The organism is Parabacteroides faecis, assembly GCF_014647375.1.
GTDB classification, from domain to species: domain Bacteria; phylum Bacteroidota; class Bacteroidia; order Bacteroidales; family Tannerellaceae; genus Parabacteroides; species Parabacteroides faecis.
In genome coordinates this window covers 1-19348 of record NZ_BMPB01000001.1, presented here as the reverse complement: position 1 = coordinate 19348, position 19348 = coordinate 1, and the positions used below count along the sequence as shown (strand labels likewise).

Annotated in this window: 16 protein-coding genes; 11 read left to right on the top strand and 5 right to left on the bottom strand. The window is 44.2% G+C overall.

Going from position 1 to position 19348, the window contains the following annotated elements; genetic code table 11:
• Positions 1-7 precede the first annotated feature (7 nt).
• The 3 genes from IEY67_RS00080 to aroQ all read right to left on the bottom strand — a co-directional run bounded on the left by IEY67_RS00080 (position 8) and on the right by aroQ (position 2794).
• Positions 8-634: an O-methyltransferase gene (locus tag IEY67_RS00080; RefSeq protein ID WP_122351979.1), complete on the bottom strand. Its 627-nt coding sequence runs from the start codon at positions 632-634 to the stop codon at positions 8-10.
• Between the two features lie 126 nt (positions 635-760).
• A complete protein-coding gene (gene pyk, locus IEY67_RS00075) occupies positions 761-2212 on the bottom strand; it encodes a pyruvate kinase (protein WP_122351978.1) in 1452 nt (483 codons plus the stop codon).
• 147 nt (positions 2213-2359) lie between these two features.
• The gene (gene aroQ, locus IEY67_RS00070; protein WP_122352017.1) at positions 2360-2794 is read right to left on the bottom strand and encodes a type II 3-dehydroquinate dehydratase; all 435 of its coding nucleotides are present in this window, start codon (positions 2792-2794) and stop codon (positions 2360-2362) included.
• A 99-nt stretch (positions 2795-2893) separates the two neighbouring features.
• Here aroQ and xerD point away from each other — a divergent pair, with 99 nt between their 5' ends.
• Entirely contained in the window at positions 2894-3799 is a 906-nt protein-coding gene (xerD, locus tag IEY67_RS00065; RefSeq protein WP_183670571.1) for a site-specific tyrosine recombinase XerD, read from the top strand.
• 12 nt (positions 3800-3811) lie between these two features.
• On the opposite strand, the gene IEY67_RS00060 is transcribed toward xerD, so the two are convergent.
• Together IEY67_RS00060 and hflX are read right to left on the bottom strand one after the other, a co-directional pair.
• Positions 3812-5812, bottom strand: a complete 2001-nt coding sequence (locus IEY67_RS00060; RefSeq protein ID WP_183670573.1) for a DUF4954 family protein — start codon at positions 5810-5812, stop codon at positions 3812-3814.
• Between the two features lie 36 nt (positions 5813-5848).
• Positions 5849-7060: a GTPase HflX gene (gene hflX, locus IEY67_RS00055; RefSeq protein ID WP_122351975.1), complete on the bottom strand. Its 1212-nt coding sequence runs from the start codon at positions 7058-7060 to the stop codon at positions 5849-5851.
• A 70-nt stretch (positions 7061-7130) separates the two neighbouring features.
• Here hflX and IEY67_RS00050 point away from each other — a divergent pair, with 70 nt between their 5' ends.
• From IEY67_RS00050 to IEY67_RS00005, 10 genes are all read left to right on the top strand, one after another.
• Positions 7131-8903, top strand: coding sequence for a T9SS type A sorting domain-containing protein (locus IEY67_RS00050; protein ID WP_183670575.1), 1773 nt, complete (start codon positions 7131-7133; stop codon positions 8901-8903).
• Positions 8904-8958: 55 nt separating this feature from the next.
• A complete protein-coding gene (locus tag IEY67_RS00045; RefSeq protein WP_122351973.1) occupies positions 8959-9171 on the top strand; it encodes a hypothetical protein in 213 nt (70 codons plus the stop codon).
• Between the two features lie 270 nt (positions 9172-9441).
• Positions 9442-9804 (top strand): BlaI/MecI/CopY family transcriptional regulator, encoded by a 363-nt coding sequence (locus IEY67_RS00040; protein WP_122351972.1) that lies wholly within the window; start codon positions 9442-9444, stop codon positions 9802-9804.
• Between the two features lie 21 nt (positions 9805-9825).
• Positions 9826-11832 carry a M56 family metallopeptidase gene (locus tag IEY67_RS00035; RefSeq protein WP_183670577.1) on the top strand — a complete coding sequence of 669 codons (2007 nt, stop codon included), beginning with the start codon at positions 9826-9828 and terminating at the stop codon, positions 11830-11832.
• 21 nt (positions 11833-11853) lie between these two features.
• Positions 11854-13419: a tetratricopeptide repeat protein gene (locus tag IEY67_RS00030; protein ID WP_122351970.1), complete on the top strand. Its 1566-nt coding sequence runs from the start codon at positions 11854-11856 to the stop codon at positions 13417-13419.
• 15 nt (positions 13420-13434) lie between these two features.
• Positions 13435-14961: a tetratricopeptide repeat protein gene (locus tag IEY67_RS00025; protein ID WP_229800907.1), complete on the top strand. Its 1527-nt coding sequence runs from the start codon at positions 13435-13437 to the stop codon at positions 14959-14961.
• A gap of 54 nt (positions 14962-15015) precedes the next feature.
• Entirely contained in the window at positions 15016-16191 is a 1176-nt protein-coding gene (locus IEY67_RS00020) for a DUF4934 domain-containing protein (RefSeq protein WP_122351967.1), read from the top strand.
• Between the two features lie 34 nt (positions 16192-16225).
• Positions 16226-17443: a TlpA family protein disulfide reductase gene (locus IEY67_RS00015; protein WP_373292229.1), complete on the top strand. Its 1218-nt coding sequence runs from the start codon at positions 16226-16228 to the stop codon at positions 17441-17443.
• A 25-nt stretch (positions 17444-17468) separates the two neighbouring features.
• Positions 17469-18665 (top strand): DUF4934 domain-containing protein, encoded by a 1197-nt coding sequence (locus IEY67_RS00010; protein WP_183670581.1) that lies wholly within the window; start codon positions 17469-17471, stop codon positions 18663-18665.
• A gap of 1 nt (position 18666) precedes the next feature.
• Complete coding sequence (locus tag IEY67_RS00005; RefSeq protein WP_122375160.1) at positions 18667-19236, top strand: hypothetical protein; 570 nt, start codon at positions 18667-18669, stop codon at positions 19234-19236.
• Positions 19237-19348 lie beyond the last annotated feature (112 nt).

Here is a 19348-nt window from a genome sequence, read left to right as displayed (position 1 = left end):
TATCAATTTATTTTTTCCATATCATAGTAAGACCATCACGAAGCGGAAGGATCACTTTCTCCACCCGGGGGTCTTCCTTTATTTTATCATTAAAACTAAGTATCCCGATGGTTTGTTTATCTGACGGATGAGGTTTTTCCAAAACTTTGCCATCCCACAGGGTGTTATCCGCCAGAATCAGGCCTCCCGGGCGCACTTTGGGAAATACCAGATCGTAATAATCGGAATATAAACGTTTGTCGGCATCAATGAAAACCAGGTCGAATGTCTCATCCAGTTCCGGTATGATCTCCATCGCATTGCCGATATGTAATTTTATTTTATCCTTATGAGGAGAGCGGGAGAGGTATTTCATAATAAAATCTTCCATCTCGTCGTTGATCTCCAGCGTGTGGATTAAAGCGTCATCTTCGGTCCCTTCAGCCATGCAAAGTGTGGCATAGCCCGTATATGTACCGATCTCCAGTACACGGCGGGGGCGAAGCATACGGCAAAACATTTTCAGTATACGTCCCTGCAGATGTCCGGACAACATACGCGGACGCAGCAAGTTTACATTGGCATCCCGGTTCAGTGAGGATAACAATGCACCTTCTTCGTCGCTATGAGAGAGAATGTATTCGTCTAATGTCATTTAATAAAGAATGTTTATGCCTCAAATATACAAAAAAAGATGTAGCAAAAGAATTCTTTGTCATGACGGATTCGCTCCGGGAAGACAAAAGGAACTTTTGCAACACCTTTTTCGGCTTTATTTTATTTATTCTTTAAAGGTCGGAAGGGAGTATTTACTTCCTGCATCCAGGACTTTTCCTACGTTATTGATTTCGAGGAAAGTTGTGCCTCCGCCTTCACCGAAGCTGCCGCTCAGGTAAGCAACCATGTCGTTGCGTGTGATACGTCCGCTCTTAATCAGTTCGTTCAACGCACTGTAGAAATATCCGCGGCGACTGTCATCCCACGGCTGATAAACAGCCCATACGCCGTATGACAAAGAAAGCATACGGGTCACACGTGAGTTGTAACAGATAGCAAATACTGTAGATGTACCACGGAATGCAGCCAGGTAACGGGCTGTACGTCCGGTATGGCTGTCAGTAATGATTGCTTTTACATGCAATTTATTGGACGATTTCACTGCTTGTTTTGCCAGGAATGAAGTAACATCCAGGTCGTTTCCTTCGATGGGAACACGGATATCGTTTGCAGCCAGTTTAGTCTTTTCTGCTTCACGGGCAACCTTTGTCATGGTTTGTACTGCTTCCAGCGGATATTTGCCGTAAGCCGTTTCGCCGCTAAGCATCAATGCGTCTGTGCGATAATAGATTGCATTGGCGATGTCGGTCACTTCCGCACGGGTAGGACGCGGGTTCTTGATCATGGAGTGAAGCATCTGGGTTGCAACGATCACCGGCTTTTTCACTTCCACGCATTTGCGGATCAGTACGCGCTGGATTCCCGGAATCTTTTCAGCGGGAACTTCGATACCCAGGTCACCACGAGCGATCATGATACCATACGCTACTTCCAGGATTTCGTCGATGTTGTCGACCCCTTCCTGGTTCTCGATCTTGGCAATGATCTTGATCGGACTTTTATGTTCGTCGAGGATATGTTGTATATCCAATACGTCTTGTTTATTTCTTACGAAAGAATGTGCGATGAAATCGAGATCATTCTCAATAGCCCAAAGGATATTCTTGCGGTCTTTGTCTGTCAATGAAGGGAGATTGATGCGTACACCGGGAACATTTACGCTCTTGCGGCTTCCTAATATAGCATCATTTTCTACTTCGCAGACCATGTAGTCGTCGTGTTTCTCGATCACCTTCAATTCCAGATCTCCGTCGTCGATCAGGACATCACTGCCGATAGTCAGGTCACCGACAAAGTTTTTGTATGAAACATATATACAATCATGGGTAGTCTCTTTATCCGGGTCACCCATTATTTTAACTGTCTCTCCGGTTGTGAAAGGTATTGGCGCGCTGGCCATTGTAGTACGGACTTCCGGTCCTTTGGTGTCCATCAATATACCGATGCGGTCAGATACTTCGCGTACGTTTGTGACAACACGGTTCAAACCTTCTTCCATCATGTGAGCCGTATTCAGGCGCACAACATTCATTCCTGCGTTGTATAATGAGCGGACAAATTCCACATCACAACGTTGATCAGAAATAGTAGCAACAATCTTCGTATGCTTTAACATATACCTTAAAATATTATAACCTATTATTTACCACTTTTGTAGTTGACAGTTGACAAGTGACAGTTGACAGTTTTTAACCGTCTGAACCAGTCGTTGCCGGACGTCAATTTTTAATAACCTTTTCTTTATGCTTTTTTGAGTCAACTGTCACTTGTTAACCGTCGACTGTATAAACGCTTCGAGCGCTAACCGGTATGAATCCAGACCGAATCCGAGGATAACTCCTTTACAGGCAGCCGATATCATCGATACATGACGGAACGATTCGCGTGCATGTACGTTCGAGATATGTACTTCTATTACCGGGGTGGTCACTGATTTTATGGCATCGTGTAATGCGATGGATGTATGTGTATATGCTCCCGCATTCATTATGATACCATCGTATTCAAAACCCACTTCATGGATTTTGTTTATCATCTCGCCTTCTATATTACTCTGAAAGTATGCTATTTCGCATTGAGGATACCGGGCGCGTAACTCGTCCAGGTAACCTTCGAAAGAAGCATTACCGTATACTGTTGGCTCACGTTTGCCCAACAGGTTAAGATTAGGACCGTTAATAATCTGAATCTTCTTCATTTGCTGTAACTTTATTACCTTTGCACCACCTTGTACGGGCTGAAAATATCCGGCAAAGGTAGTGATTTTATTTGACACATACATAATGACCTGTGTACAATGCAACAAGGAAAAGATATAATCAGCAAATATAAGACCTGGCTCCGGCTGGAAAAGTCTCTATCTGCCAATTCGATAGATGCTTACCTGACTGATCTTGATAAACTGACCCGTTTTATAGAAAGCGAAGGGAAAGAGTACGCAGATATCACCTATCAGGATTTACAGCAGTTCGTTGCCCAACTGCGTGATATCGGTATACACCCGCGTTCGCAAGCCCGTATTATATCCGGTATAAAGTCATTTTACCGTTTCATGCTGCTGGACGACTATATAACAGTTGATCCGACGGAATTGTTGGAGTCGCCGAAGATTGGATTGAAACTTCCTGAGGTGCTGACAGTCAGTGAAATAAATGATATACTGGATTCTATCGATCTTTCTCTGCCGGAAGGACAGCGTAACCGGGCCATGCTGGAGGTTTTATACAGTTGCGGCTTACGTGTTTCGGAGTTGATCACCTTACGTTATTCGGATGTTTATTTCGATGAAGGATTTATCAAGGTGGAAGGGAAAGGAAGCAAGCAGAGGCTGGTTCCGATTTCCGACACGGCTATCCGTGAGATAAAGAACTATCTGTTGGACCGTAATGGGATGGTAGTGAAGAAAGGGTTTGAAGATATTCTGTTTTTGAGCCGGCGGGGAACTGCCTTGTCACGTATCATGGTCTTTCATATTATCAAGCAGCAGACGGAGATGGCGGGGGTTCATAAAAATGTCAGCCCTCATACATTCAGACATTCTTTTGCAACCCATTTGTTGGAAGGGGGAGCTAATCTTCGCGCCATCCAGGACATGTTGGGACATGAAAAGATAACGACTACAGAAATATATACCCATATCGACCGGCAGTTCCTGCGTAAAGAAATACTGGAACATCATCCCCGGAGTCGTCCCCGGGAATGACTTCTTTTGTATTTATCCTTCCGGGTTACAGATACGGTTCATCCTTCCGATCAGTTCGTCTCCGAGTGCCCGCTTGGTGCTGATATGTTCTTTTACGGCTGTGACGAATGGGTTTTGTTCGAATGCTCCGCGCACGACTTCGAAGTCTTCTTCTTTTTCTTTGCGGGTGCCGTCTACACCGAAGCCGGTCATCGAGGTGAGGGAGAATTCCTTTTTAGCATCCTTATAGAGGAGTTCGTCGAGGCCGATAACGGATGATTTCCATATTTCAACTAGTTCGATGATTTTCTCAGCTGTGATTTCGTTCAGCCGGATGCCGTAATATTCTTCTATCTTCCGGTACGCCCATGTCCACTCCATGTCATAGTATGACTGGTGCGTCAGATGGAAAAAGGCTTCTGCCATCTCCAGCGTATTTATTTGGCCGTTCTCGATATGCTCAATCAAACCGTCCAGTTGATCTTTGGGCAGGATCAACCCGGAGAGATCGACCCATTCTCCGGCTCCTTCGGCGGTGGTTGGAACCAGTTGTCTGCGAACCTCTTCAATGCTGCTGAATTGAGTACCTTCCAGTCTCTTGATAAGCGAATTACCCAGGAACTTGTTGATAGCCATCCTGTAGAACTTCAGTGCATTTTGCAGGGAAGAACCTTTGATGCGGGTATTCTGGTAATAATATATTTCCGAAGTCTCGCCGACAAGGGTTTGCAGGTTAGTCAGGATATCGACAGCCTTTAGCATTTTCTGGATGGTATACGGACTTAACAGATTGTAGTTGATCATATCCAGTCTGTTCGGGTCGGTCCGCTTGTCGCGCTTCGGCCATTTCTGGGCGTCGCGGATCGTACCGACACTCCGCAGGTTCACACCCGGCACCAGATAAGTCTCGTCATCTTTCTCGATCAGATAGGAGAAAGGCATGTCGGAAGTATCGCTATGATGGTGATGCCGTCCCATGACCAAAGAGAATGCGCCGATACGTGCCGGCCAGAGAATGTATGAATCGCTGGTCGTTTTGGAACCTCTTTCCACGATACCCTGGTGGATAGGCCCCAGTTTGTACATGTGGTTGCTCTGGTTTGAACCGCTTCCGGCATTCAGAAATGAATACATGCCCGCGATCAGCAAGCTGCTTTTATGCATGGATACGGTGAACGGACCGGCAAAGATGGCGCAGGCTTCCCCGTTCTCAAAAGAACAGTTACTGAACAACAGGGAATCGTGAGCCGAAAAGTTATGTGTTACGTGGCATGCCTGCCCGATAAAACAACGGATGATTTTTGCCGCATCGGCAATTACCGCACCTGACGAGATGATGAAATCCTGGGCGATAACGCTGTCGCCGATATATACAGGGGCCTTTTCATTACTGTTCACCGTCCCGTTCTCCAGGCGTGTACAGTTCTCTATAGTTACATGTTTACCGATATTGATATTCCGGATCGTTCCGGTATTGATTATTTTGGAGTTCTCTCCGATTATCCCGTAATCGGAAGTAATCTTTCGGGTGTAACCGGCAATCAATTCCTGTAACCGTTCGATCAGTTTCGGGCGGTGGCGATAAAGTGCGATCACATAAGCCATCGGAGCCGAAAGCCAGTCGTAGATAGGCACCTCGCGTCCTCCGGTTTCATTCAGTACCGAAACCAGTACGTTATTACCGAATGAACTTTGCCCGTCTACGACGATCACATTGACATTCTCTATAAAACAATTGTCCTGGATGCGGTAGTTGGCAATATAATTGTGGGTATTCTCGATCAATACATTATCACCCAGCATACAGTTGTGCAATGTCGTATTTTTGAGTCCGCTATGCTTCCTTACTCCACCCGGTAAAGTAAATTCTTTTTCAAAAGCTCCCAGGATGACTGTACCTGAGAAGCGTACATTATATATATACTTTGTCTCGAAAACAACCGGGACTATCACATTTTCCCAGTTTTCTGCATGGCAACCCTGAGATTGCAGAAGCGCAATCTCTTCAGGCCGCAGGTTTCTGATTTTTTCCATTGGTCAACTTGTTTATATTCTTCCTGCCTTATTCCTCTATTCCTCGTCGTATTGCTGGAAGAGGAAATCATTGTATGGGAAACGGGTGATATGTATCTGTTTTACCCGTTCGTATAATAATGCTTTCAGTGCATCTATATTCGTCCGTTCCTTGGCTGAGATAAAGATGCAGTTGTCCTGTAACTTATTCATCCAGGTACGTTTCAGCTCGTCCAGGTCGATGTTTTCGCGTGTTCGCGGAGTCAGGTCGTCTTCATCTTTCGGAACAAAGGTGAAGGCATCGATTTTATTGAATACCATGATCATAGGCTTCTCTGTTTTATCAATCTCGGCCAGCGTCTTGTTCACCACTTCGATCTGTTCTTCAAAAGTCGGGTGGGAGATATCTACCACATGGACCAACAGATCGGCTTCACGTACCTCGTCGAGTGTCGACTTGAACGATTCTACCAGTTCGGTGGGCAGTTTGCGGATAAAACCGACCGTGTCTGATAACAGGAACGGCAGGTTATCGACGATCACCTTTCTGACCGTGGTATCGAGTGTAGCAAACAGTTTGTTTTCGGCAAACACATCGCTTTTGCTCAGTTGGTTCATCAGCGTAGATTTACCGACGTTGGTATAGCCGACCAATGCGACACGGACCATCTTGCCACGGTTCTTTCGCTGTACGCTTTTCTGTTTGTCGATATCCACCAGGTCACGTTTCAGCTTGGCTATCTTATCCAGGATGATACGTTTATCGGTCTCCAGCTGGGTTTCACCCGGTCCTCGCATACCTACGCCACCGCGCTGCCGCTCCAGGTGAGTCCACAAACGGGTCAGGCGCGGAAGCATATATTTATATTGTGCCAGTTCGACCTGCGTCTTTGCGTTGGCTGTCTGGGCGCGGCTGGCGAATATGTCGAGTATCAGGCTGGTACGGTCGAGTATTTTCACCTGAAGTTCTTTCTCAATATTACGAAGCTGTTTAGGTGAGAGTTCGTCGTCGAAAATAACCAGTCCGATTTCATTCTCGATCACGTATTCTTTTATCTCCTGTAATTTCCCGGTTCCGACAAAGGTGACGGGATTCGGATAGTCCAGTTTCTGATAAAACTTTTTGACAGCATCAGCCCCGGCCGTATCGGCCAGGAATGCCAATTCGTCCAGATATTCTTTTACTTTCTGTTCGTTTTGCTCGGGGGTAATCAAACCAACGAGTACCGCTTTTTCTGTCAGTGCTTCTGATATAATAAATTCTTTCATGCAGCAAAGATAATCATTTCAATTATTTCTTTATATTTGCAAACACAATAACGATCAAAATAGTTTAGCTATGAAAAAGAAACATTTACGTGTGTTCCGACACATGGTTGTCGGTCTTTTCTGTTTAATGGTGCCATTCGCTTTCCAGGCACAGGTAACAAATCCCGAAACATGGAGTACTTTTGTACAAAGTGATGCTAATCCGTCAGTGATAGATACGTTCCGCTGGCAGTTGTTCACGCAGGCAGAACGTAATAACTGGAAGTATATTCTGAAAAACGGTGCGACCGTTTCTGAAGGTCAGCAGGGGTTGAAGATGCCGTTGTCTTCCTCTGTTGCTTTTGAAAAATATTCACTGTCTTGTTATGAAGAAGTGCACATGGTTGTAGGAGTTACGGTTCATTCATTGGTTCCGGGTGATACTTTGTACGCTGTATTCAGTAATAATTTAGGTATAAATAAAAGAGGAGCTTTATGTCCTTTCCCTTCTAAAAGTACTCATTATTCTATAGGTCTCAAGAATGGTCCGTACTATCTTGAATTGTTGGCTTCTGACCCTGGCGGTACTTCTGAAAACGGTTATTTTCAGATCGACAGCGTTTACAGCTACGGAACGATCTGTCAATACTCTCTTTTTTCAGGTCAGGGAAACTGGAACGATACACTTCGTTGGTCGCATCTTCCGCCTTTACGTTATCGAAGCGCTTTGATCGGTGGTGATGTAGAAGTTGATTCTGTTATACAATGTAAACAGGTATCACTGAGTGGTGGTAGTTTACATATTACAGAGAAAGGGCATCTTGTTGCAGATGAGCTTATCCTTTACCGGACTGATTTTCCACTGACAAACACTGACAAAGCACTGACATCTGCTGACAATCTACTGGCGGTTGTCGGTAAACTCTCTATTACCAAGCAGTTATCTGTTTGTTACACTTTCCCGGAAAAAGGCAAATGGTATTTCCTCTCTTTTCCTTTCGATGTGAGTATAAAAGGTATCGATAAGCGTTTTCAACTGAAAGATGGAAGTTTTTCCGGAAAAGGCAATTATTTATATGTGCAGGTTTATGATGGTGATAAACGTGCCCGTAATAAAAAAGCAACCGGTAACTGGACGGTACTTTCTCCGGCTGTCTCTGCCGATGAACTTGTCTTTGAAAAAGGAAAAGGTTATCTGGTTTCTTTAGATGCCGCTGCGTCTGATAATACGTTGACCTTTTCTGTCAGTTCTGATAATATTCCTGCTGACTTTGGCAAAACGTCAACTATTCCTGTTCGTGTTTCTTCCGTTGTTGATATCGATGAGGCGCACTACGGCTGGTATCTTTGCGGAAATCCTTTGCCGTCTCCATTATCATTGTCGCAAATCGCTTCCGATCCCGCACTGGACGGGAATATTTATCTTTATGACGGAACGGATTATAAATCCTATCCGATTGGCAGTGATTATGTTCTTCCCCCTTTCGCCGCTTTCTTTGTAAAAGCCTCGTCTGACACGGAGATAGACCTTACTTCCGGCGTATTATCGGAAAATGCTGTCCGTCTGAAAACCGGGTATACGCTGTCTTCGTCCGGCGTGGAACCAGGCGGGGTTATTGTCCATTCTTCCCGCTTGCAGGAAGAAACGAAGGACTGTATGATAAGAGGAAAAGAGTTATACTTGTCCGGTCTTTCTGTCGGTGGCCTGGTTCAGGTCGTTGACTTTATGGGGCGTATCGTTTACCATCATTCTGTTTCACCAGGCTCTTCTGTCCTTTCTTTGCCTTTGCCTGCAGGTTTTTATATAATTAATATTGTTACGGATAGTTATCGTGCCCAACACAAATGCGTTCTGACCCAATGAAAAAATAAACTATCTTGTATCTTTGCCTGTTCAAAAGTGAAAAAGAGAATCCGTTATGAAAAGAATTAATATTACAACCGGTGTCCTGCTTGTTTATCTGATTGTTATGAGCGTATGGGGATGGCCCGGGAAGCAACCTGATCCGGACTGGGTACAGTATCTCTCGGTGATGGGAGTTTCCCTGTTCGTAATCTTCCTGCTACGCTATTTGCAGATCAAACGCATGAAGATGCGGGATAAGTGGAAAGAAGAGAACGGAAAAAAATAATATCCTCGACTATCTGTTTGTCCGGGTGTCTGCCGGTATTGTTTTTCTGCCCGCATAATCTGTTGTCGACAGTGTCGAAAGCTTTGCCGACAGTGTCAACAATATTGCCGACAGTGTCGATTATTTTGCCGACGCTGTCGGTAACAACTTTCCTGCCGGATAAAATAAATATATGGTCATACTGATCTTTAACACTTATTATCCCTTTTTTATTTGCAGATATACGATATTTTCGTAGATTTGCGATACAATCGTAAATTGATAAGAATCATGGAAAAATTGACAATGCAGGAAGAAGAAGTAATGCGCTTGATTTGGCAGATTGGTCCTTGTTTCGTTAAAGATATATTGGCGAAATATGCAGACCCGAAACCGCCCTATACAACGCTCGCTTCTATTGTAAAGAATCTGGAACGTAAGAAGTATGTAAAGAACAAACGCTATGGCAATACGTATGAGTACACACCGATGATACCGGAAAGTGAATACAAGCGTACTTTTATGAGCGGTGTTGTTCGTAACTACTTCGAGGACTCGTACAAGGAAATGGTCTCTTTCTTTGCTAAAGATCAGAAGATTTCGGCAGATGATCTGAAAGATATCATCGACCTGATAGAAAAAGGAAAAGAATAAACCTTTAAACACCTTATTACCATGACACCGGAATTTGCCTACTTTTTGAAGGTGAATGTAGCCTTTGTACTCTTTTACGCCTTCTACCGTCTGCTCTTTTACAAAGATACGTTCTTTAAATTGCGTCGGGTTTCACTCCTTGCTTTCTTTGGACTGGCATTGCTTTACCCGCTGCTGAATATCCAGGATTGGGTGAAGGAACAGGAGCCGATGACGGAAGTGATCATGATGTATTCGGCAATGATGCCGGAAGTGACGATCACTCCCGAAACAGTTGTCAAAACAGACTGGAAAGATATGCTTCTTTCGGCAAGTTCTTATATTTATTGGGGTGTCGTGGCTCTTTTATTCGTCCGCTTCTTTGTGCAGTTGACCAGCATCCTGCTGCTGGCTTACCGCAGTAAGCGGACCATTATTCACGGTGTCGAGGTTTACCGACTGGATAAACCCGCCGGCCCCTTTTCGTTCTTCCAAATGATATTCATACATCCGGAAAGCCATTCGGATAAAGAGATAGATGAGATACTTACACACGAATGCACCCATGTGTTCCAATGGCATTCGGTAGATGTGATGATTTGCGAGCTGATTACCGTCATATGCTGGGTGAATCCTTTTGCGTGGCTTTTGAAGCGCGAGGTACGCCATAATCTGGAATATTTGGCAGACAATACCGTTATCCAATCCGGATACGACTGCAAGAGCTATCAGTATCACCTGTTAGGACTTGCCCATCATTATCAGGCTGCAGCAACATTATATAATAGTTTTAACGTATTACATCTAAAAAACAGAATTAGTATGATGAACAAAAAAAGATCTCACGGGATCGGAAGAACAAAATACCTGATATTTATTCCCCTGGCAGCCTTTCTGATGCTGCTGAGCAACATCGAGGCGGTTGCCCGTATTACAAAGGAAATAGCTGCCGATGCTGTTGCCGAAGTAAAAGAGGCTACCGAGGTGAGAGTCACCCAAGGGGATAACGTGAAAGTGACAGGTCAGGTGATTGACGATTTTAACGCGCCGGTAATCGGTGCGTCAGTGATAATCAAAGGAACCAATGTCGGTACTATTACAGATACCAAAGGTAACTTTGCTCTTGAAACAACAAAGGATGCCGTCCTTAGTTTTTCTTTCCCCGGAATGAAGTCGAAAGAGGTATCGGTAAAGGATGTGTTGGGTAACCTGAAGGTACAGTTGTATTCGGATGGAAGTACACAAAGGAATCAACCGGTTCCTGCGACTGTTCCGGCTACTCCTCAGAAGCCGAGAGATCCTTCGGATCAGGTTTTTACGGTAGTAGAAGTCATGCCGGAATTTCCGGGTGGACAAGGTGCTTTGTTGCAATTCCTGGCAAGGAGTGTTAAATATCCGGTAATCGCTCAGGAAAATGGTATCCAGGGGCGTGTGACGGCTTCTTTTATAGTAGAAAAAGATGGCTCTATCTCTGATATAGAAGTAATTCGTGGCGTAGATCCGTCGCTTGATAAGGAGGCTGTCAGGGTTCTGTCTCAAATGCCTAACTGGAAACCGGGAACCCAGCGTGGTAAAGAGGTTGCCGTTAAATATACGGTTCCGGTGACTTTCCGTCTGCAGGGAAATGATAATAACAAACCTGCTCCCAGCGGAGATCAGAAGGAGGATGATAACGGAATAATTGTTGTCGGTTATGGTGAGCAAAAAGCAACAGAATCGGTCGATGCTTCCAACCAGGTATTTGTAATGGTAGAGAAAATGCCGCAGTTCCCCGGTGGAGAGGATGCTCTCAGTCGCTTTATTGCAAAAACAGTACAGTATCCGATAGCTGCCCAGCAAAACGGCATCCAGGGACGTGTTACTTGTTCGTTCATTATCAATCCGGATGGAAGTATCAGCGATGCGGAAGTGACCCAGGGAGTCGATCCCTCTCTCGATAAAGAGGCTTTACGTGTGATCAATCAAATGCCTAAGTGGACTCCGGGCATGCAGCGCGGAAAGGCTGTAAAAGTAAAATATACGACGCCTGTAACATTCAGATTGCAGTAATTACTTAATACATAAGAGTAGATGATGCACAAATATACTGTTTTGCTTCTTCTCAGTGTCCTGCCCTTCATAGGGCAGGCACAGAGTTTATTGCTTCAGGAACTGGTGAATAAGAAGAAATTTCCCGAAGTGATTGCCCGGGCCGATAGTCTTACTCCGGCAGATTCTGCCGATTATGTTACTATGTCGGCTATCGGCCAGGCTTACGAAGGAATGTTGGAGTATGATAAAGCCTACCTGTATTATCAGCATTGTCTGCAAATGGATACGACAAATGCGGATGCTTTCACATCCGTTGCCCGGGTGGCAATGAATCTGGGAAAAGCATCTGTAGCCAAAGACTGTTTTCTGAAAGTGCTGGAAACAGATAGTACTGACTTTTATGCCAATTATCAGCTGGCCCGCTTATATTCGCAGGTCGGCGATTACGAGAATGCCGTGTTACAGTTCAACGTTTTGCGCGATCAGGATACGACAAAGATAAATCCTGTTATCTACCGGAATATAGCTGATTGCTATATGAAGATGAATGCCATACCGGCAGCTACGATCTGCTACTATCAGGCCTATAATGTGAACCGTGAAAATGCCGGACTGGCCAGTGCGCTGGTAAATTGCCTGTACCGGTTGGGCGGACCGAATGTGCTGGACGGATTGGCAGTCTGCGATACGGCATTGTATTATAACCCCGGAAATCAATCGTTACGCCGCAGTAAGGCAATGGGATTCTATATGAATAAGCAGTATGCCACAGCCGATACTTTATATGGCGATCTGCTGGCAGAAAGCGATACTTCTTTTTTGACATTGAAATATGGGGGTGCTTCGCGTTATCTGGCAGGGCGTGCCATGGATGCGATCGACCTGTTGGAATGGGCTTACCAGAAAGATACGACGGATGTGGAAACGACTCTGTTACTAGGTGCCGCTTTGGGTAAGACATACGACCGTAAACGTGCTTTCCAATTGTTCGATAAGGCGGAACAGTTGATGCAACCGAACGAGGCTCTGGTCAATCTGTTGCTGAATTCCCGCGCTGAGACCTTGTGGAAAGACGGCAAGCCGCGAGAGGCCGAGAAACTGTTGTATAAAGAATGGCTTGCCAATAAGGACCGTTTGGACCTGTTGTTCCGTATCGAGCAGAAGTTTTCAAACTGGGGACCGAGTTATGAAGATGCGGAAGAGGAAAGGGATCGTGCTTTATTTATCAAGGTCACCTTCCTGAAAGAATGTTTCCTGACCGGAAAGACGTTGAAAGGATTCCATGTATACCGTCCTTTATTACAATATATGTATGAAGATGCTTTCTTCCAAAAGAAAGAAGAGTTGAGATTGATTGCTCCGGATGGAAAAAGAAGCAAACTGTCGGTGGATGAACTGAAGTCTATCATCGACCGCTTGCCCGAAACTCCAGAAGCTGAAAAGAAACTTCAGGAGCAGATGGAAAAAAACTTCAAACAGAGAAAGAAAGCGGTGAATCCCAAGCTGGAGCCTATCGATGAGAACTCCGAAGCTTTTAAAGCAGGAATGCGGGCGGCTCAGAAATCTGCTGAAGAACAAGGATCGAAAGAAAAGAAGTCGGAATAATAAAATAGAATGGATATGACTAAGTTGATCAGGATGGTAGGTACGTTGTTATTTACCCTTACCTTTTGTATCTTTACATTACAGGCTCAGGAACTTTCCTTGCAAGAGTTGGTGAACAGAAAACAATTTCCGGAAGTACTTACCCGTGTAGATAGCCTGACAGCGGCAGATTCTGCGAGTTATGCAACCATGTCGGCTATCGGACAGGCGTATGAGGGCATGTTCCGGTATAAGGAAGCATACCGGTGTTTTCAACATTGTCTGTCGATGGATACAACAAATGTGGATGCGTTGAATGCACTTGCCCGTGCTGCTATTAATTATGGTAAGATTGCAGAAGCGGAACGTTGTTACGGAAAGGTGCTGGAAGCAGACAGCCTCAACTTTTATGCAAACAATCAGTTGGCACGCCTTCACTATCAACTTGGGGATTATGATAAAGCGATGGACTACTATCGTACGCTTACTTCTTATGAGAGTGATAATCCCACCATTCTGGCGGGTCTGGCCGACTGTCATATGAAAAAAGGCGGTATGAACATGTTGATCGCTTTGGAATTATATGCCCGTGCCATGGAAATCAATCCTGAGAATATCCGTGTCGCTTCTTCGCTGATCAATGCCTTGCTTTGGCAAGGAGATGGAAAAGGGGCATTGCAAGTCTGTGATACCGCTTTGTTTTATAACCCGGATAACCGGCAGATACGGCAGAGCCAGGGAATGGCCTTATATATGACAAAAAACTATCTGAAGGCAGATACCGTTTACAGCAATCTGCTGGCAGAGGGCGATTCTTCTTTTATCAATCTGAAATATGCCGGTGCTTCCCGTTATATGTCCGGTCATGCACTGGATGCGGTGGAACCTTTGGAACTCGCTTTCGGGATCGATTCGACGGATGTGGAAACGATTCTGTTGTACGGAGGTACATTGGGTAAGACTTATGACCGGCAACGGGCCTATGAATTGTTCGACAGGGCGGAAGAATGTATGAAGCCGAAGAAGTTTTTTGTCAATTTACTGGCGACTTTCAGGGGGAGTGCTCTGGAGCGGGACGGCCGTTTCAATGAAGCTGAAAAGGTGTATTATGAAGCCTGGAAAAAGGATCCGACACAGCTGAACCTGTTGTATGAGATCAATAAACATTACTGGCTAAGGGATTCGGAGATGTTTGATGATGAGAAGCGGTTGCAGAAAGCTCTTTTCAGCAAATATATCTATATGACTGAATTGATGAAGAAAAATGAACCGAAAGAAAACCTGTTCGGCTTCCGTTATTTCCTGGAAGATTTATACAAGGAGGCTTTCTTCCGGGATATGAAAGAGTTGACCATGCTGGCTCCTGACGGAAGGAAGAGCAAACTGTCTATGGCTGACCTGCAGGGGTTGATCAATCAGCTTCCGGAGCCTTCAGACCAGGAGAAGAAACGTCGTGAACAAATGAAAGCAGCTATGAAAGAATACGAGAAAAAACATCAGAAGGAAATAGCTGCCAGAGATTCGGCGAAAGAAATTAAAATAGAAGGGAAAGCCGTCAAATAGGAATGGATGGCAAAACCGGAATCATACGGTATTAATCATTAAATCAGTACGGATATGGGAAAAAGTATCAGAATCACAGGAGTATGGTTGCTCGTATTGGCATTCTATATGCCGCTTATGGCACAAAAGAATATCGCTTTTGCGGATGGTGTAAATAAGCAGAAAGAGCTAAACTTGAGTGATGTAGCCTCCGGTGTGAGATACATCCCGTTGGAAACGACTACGGAGTCATTGCTGGATAAAGATATTCTGGATGTGACCTTTACTGCTGATTATCTGTTTGTCTGCGATTATGTTAATCTGTTCCAGTTTACGCCGGAAGGTAAATTTGTCCGTAAGATAGGAAAGGCGGGGGAAGGTCCGGGGGAATATACCCAGTCCATCATGGCTGTCACTTACGATGAAGATGCGAAGCAGATCTTTATGTCCGATTTCAGAAAAGGAAAGGTACTGGTTTATTCTTTTGACGGTAAATATTTGTATGATATTGAGACACAACGCGGCTCGATGACTACTTATAGGGATAAAACCGGTAATCTGTTCGGAGTAACCAATGAATACCTCTACTCGAAGGATAAAAGGGGAAAAGAACTGTTCGTATATAATACCAAAGGAAAGGAATTGTATAGCTTCCACTTCAGACCGGAAGAGGGAATCCGTTATCCGGGAATTATCTTCACGTATGGCATTCTCTACGACCATCAGGGAAGTACTTATTATAAGAATCCTTTGGAGACGACCATCTTTCGTTTGGAAGGGAAGAAAAGAATCCCGGTTTATAAACTGGATCTTTCCCAATATGAGAAATTGTCGGGCGAGAGTGATGCCGTCATCGTTGTTGACAAGAAAGCGAATACGGGAACCAACCTCCCCAATAAAGCTGCTGAGAAGAAGTTCAATTTCTTCAATATCGTGGAGACGGATCATGGAATGGGAATCGAGTATGCTCAGGAAAATGAACGTCGTTTTGCCTGGTATGACAAAGAAAATGGAACCCTTTGCCGTGTCCGTTCCCCGAAAGCCCAATGGGATGGCTTTACCGAGGATATGGAAGGCGGTTGTGCTATCTTTCCCCGTTTTATCAGGAATAATAAGATGATTGCCGTGTTGTCAGCCTCCATTCTTCTGGAGAAAGTAAAACCAGCTGATGCCAAAGGCTCTCTGGAAAAACTCCTGCCTGATCTGGTAGAAGATGATAATCAGGTGTTGGTAGTCGCTCAATTGAAATAAGAAGAACAATATGAATATGGGTAAACAGATTCGGATGACGAGTATATTACTGCTCGCTCTTATCTTTTGTATTCCCTGCATGGGGCAAAAGAAAAAGCTGGACACGGGTACGGCGGAGTACCTGAAAAAGGTGTTGGAAAAACTGGATGAGGTAAGTTCGGCAACTTATTATGAAGATGTGAAGGCGTGGGAACCGGGTGATACCATTCCGGTAGTGGCAGAGCGTCTATTCTGTAAAGAATATACAAATCCGAAAGATACTACTATCGGAAGTAGTTTCGTTATATTGAAAGGAACGGACACTACCCGTTTCGAATTTGGCTATAATGGTGAAGTGAATGTAACCACCTATCATGACAAGAAAGGGATCATGATCGATGATTTTACGCATAGGGATTTGCCATTCAGACTCGTATCACCTCCGTTTTTTAATTATACCAAAAGTATTGTTAACTATATCCTGGAGACGACCGATAGTATCTCGACCGATTTGAAAGAGTTCGACGATTACCGTTATTTGAAACTGGTTATCCATGAAGACAGGCAGGTCGAGTTCTTCGGAAAGGCTTATTATATTCCCAAGCCTCCGTTCGATTTTGGAGATCCTACTTCTGTCTATGAGCTATGGATCGGTAAATCAGATGACTTACCTTATAAATATCGGCGGGAAATGTCGCATAGCATTTCTTCTTCAGACTGTGTGGATGCGGAACTAAACAAGATCTCGATTTCCGATTTCGACCTGTTCAGCTATTTCCCGGAAGGTTATGAGATTAGGCGATATGGGGAAGTGAGGGATACGACGCGAAAGTCGGATCTCGTTGGTAAGAAAGCTCCGGATTGGGCATTGAAAGACGCTAATGAGAAGACAGTCTCGTTGTCTGATTATGACAAAAGCAAAGTGTTGGTCATTCAGTTGACGGGAATCGGTTGTGGACCGTGCATGGCATCCATCCCTTTTCTGAATAAGTTGAAAAAGGATTATAATACGGAAGATGTCGAAGTGGTTGCCATAGAAACATGGGTGCGGAAAGGACATGCCCTTCAGAATTATGTCGGCAGGCATAAAATAGGGTATACTTTTTTAGCTGCCAACGATGATGTCGTCGAGGCTTTTCAAACCAGAAGGGCAGTCCCTTTCTTTTTCATCCTCGATGGTCAGCGGATAATCAGAAAAGTCATACAGGGGTATAGTGCAGATACAACGGACGAGGAGATTATTGGCATTATCAATGAATTACTATCGAAATAAGCGGGATAATCAATCAGATACGGTTATGAATAAGATCTATATATCTTTTATATTTTCTGCCAGTCTGCTCCTGGCGGCTTGTGGAGGAAAGAAATCCGGTGAAGAAGCCCTTTCGGAAACAGTCTTTGATCCGGGATATCCGGTAACGATTTCTTTTGTGAAAGGTATTGAGACGGAGCAGGAAGTCTTGTTGAGTGAAATTGCCGAAAAGGTAAAGATTGTTCCGTTGGAAACGAAACCCGAATGTTTGGTGGCCAAAGTATCTCAAGGAATGATACAGATGGTGGATCATAATCTGTTCATTCCGTGCAGCGAAGGGCTATTGCAATTTACAGATGACGGTAAGTTTGTCCGCTCGGTAGTCAAACGGGGGCAAGGACCAGGTGAATATAGCATAATCCGATTTATAGCGGCTAACGACAGACTGAAACAGATTTATATAATGGATAATGGAAGGATTCTTACCTATACAGTAGACGGCAACTATGCAGGGGAGTCTAAAATGCCTTTCTGCTGGCAGTTTACCTTGTTGGGAGATAGTACGTATGTCGGCTACTTCTATAATAATACAGGTCAGAAGAAAGACCGGCTTGTCTTGGTTAACCGGCAGGGGGAGACATTGAAAACTTTCCCTCAATACGATCAGTTTACGATTGCCAATGGGTTGAATTATTATTTGTGGGGACGCTATGACCGTTATGTTTATTCTTTTAAGGAAGAAGCCTGTTGTAAAGAATATTATAATGATACGGTCTTTACGGTTACTTCGGAGCAACTTCAGCCTCGCTACATTCTCGATTTGGGAAAGTATAAGATACCGAAAGAAAGACGTTTTGAGCTTTTGGAGGGAAACTGGCAAGCCTATTCTGAGCCTGCACAAGCTTATCTGCGGCCGGATTTCCACGAAACTTCCCAATGGGTGTTTCTCCCCTATACCTCCTGGGATGTTACTAACAAAGATGAGTCGCCTCGTCTGGCTCTGTATGATAAGAAGAAAAGAACTTGCTATAAGGTGAAAAACAACCGGATCAAGAATGATATGCAAGGCAGTTTACCTTTTTATCCGGAAACGCGCATTGCAGATGATGTATTGCTTTATTATCTGGAAGCATCCGAAGTACTGGAATTGGCGGAAGAAGATCCTTCTATTCTTGAATATGAACAATTGAAAAATCTGAAGGAGGATGATAATCCGGTATTGATGATTGTTTATTTGAAGTGAGATGGTAAAATATTTTCAATTGATCGTATTATTTCTGTTAATGATTGGTTGTGACAACAAACAATCGTTTCCGGTTCGTCTTCATTATGAAGAGACAGAATCTCCGGCAAGTATTCAAAAAATAAAGTTATCCGGCGAATTACAAGGACTGGCGTATAATATTCGGATGGCACACTACAGGGATGGGGTTGTTTCCTATAAAATATTAAATGGGCAACCCTTTGTGATTGAGGATACGGTGTTGTCGATTCGTATTGAAGCCGAACCGCTTCATGCACACGAAGTACGTTTTACTATTGAAGGGGAAAAAATAGTAGAGGAAAGAGTGGAAGTGGAGGATGTCTTACACAGTATCTTATTGGAAACATATTCTGCTGTCCCTTATTTCTCTAAGGATACAATCCCTCTTATCGGATATACGAGTGGTGCTTTATATGAGACTATGGTTGACGGTGAGTTAAGGCAGGGCGGCAGCTATTGTGATGTCCGTAATGCTAAACGGTCACCGAAGGAATGGCATAACGTGTTCGATATGAAAGAGTACATATGGTTTGATCTGATTATTGAGTGAGATGATGAAGATTGAACTCTTATCCCATTGCCCCGTTTTTATTTCGGTTTCGGAGGCTGTAATTTAAACTGTGTCAGCAAAGCAAACAAATAAAGTATTAACTTTGCTAACA

Bases quoted from the DNA above. Each gene is read 5' to 3' on its own strand.
- IEY67_RS00080 (WP_122351979.1), bottom strand. From the start codon at position 634: ATGACATTAGACGAATACATTCTCTCTCATAGCGACGAAGAAGGTGCA.
- pyk (WP_122351978.1), bottom strand. From the start codon at position 2,212: ATGTTAAAGCATACGAAGATTGTTGCTACTATTTCTGATCAACGTTGT.
- aroQ (WP_122352017.1), bottom strand. From the start codon at position 2,794: ATGAAGAAGATTCAGATTATTAACGGTCCTAATCTTAACCTGTTGGGC.
- xerD (WP_183670571.1), top strand. From the start codon at position 2,894: ATGCAACAAGGAAAAGATATAATCAGCAAATATAAGACCTGGCTCCGG.
- IEY67_RS00060 (WP_183670573.1), bottom strand. From the start codon at position 5,812: ATGGAAAAAATCAGAAACCTGCGGCCTGAAGAGATTGCGCTTCTGCAA.
- hflX (WP_122351975.1), bottom strand. From the start codon at position 7,060: ATGAAAGAATTTATTATATCAGAAGCACTGACAGAAAAAGCGGTACTC.
- IEY67_RS00050 (WP_183670575.1), top strand. From the start codon at position 7,131: ATGAAAAAGAAACATTTACGTGTGTTCCGACACATGGTTGTCGGTCTT.
- IEY67_RS00045 (WP_122351973.1), top strand. From the start codon at position 8,959: ATGAAAAGAATTAATATTACAACCGGTGTCCTGCTTGTTTATCTGATT.
- IEY67_RS00040 (WP_122351972.1), top strand. From the start codon at position 9,442: ATGGAAAAATTGACAATGCAGGAAGAAGAAGTAATGCGCTTGATTTGG.
- IEY67_RS00035 (WP_183670577.1), top strand. From the start codon at position 9,826: ATGACACCGGAATTTGCCTACTTTTTGAAGGTGAATGTAGCCTTTGTA.
- IEY67_RS00030 (WP_122351970.1), top strand. From the start codon at position 11,854: ATGATGCACAAATATACTGTTTTGCTTCTTCTCAGTGTCCTGCCCTTC.
- IEY67_RS00025 (WP_229800907.1), top strand. From the start codon at position 13,435: ATGACTAAGTTGATCAGGATGGTAGGTACGTTGTTATTTACCCTTACC.
- IEY67_RS00020 (WP_122351967.1), top strand. From the start codon at position 15,016: ATGGGAAAAAGTATCAGAATCACAGGAGTATGGTTGCTCGTATTGGCA.
- IEY67_RS00015 (WP_373292229.1), top strand. From the start codon at position 16,226: ATGACGAGTATATTACTGCTCGCTCTTATCTTTTGTATTCCCTGCATG.
- IEY67_RS00010 (WP_183670581.1), top strand. From the start codon at position 17,469: ATGAATAAGATCTATATATCTTTTATATTTTCTGCCAGTCTGCTCCTG.
- IEY67_RS00005 (WP_122375160.1), top strand. From the start codon at position 18,667: ATGGTAAAATATTTTCAATTGATCGTATTATTTCTGTTAATGATTGGT.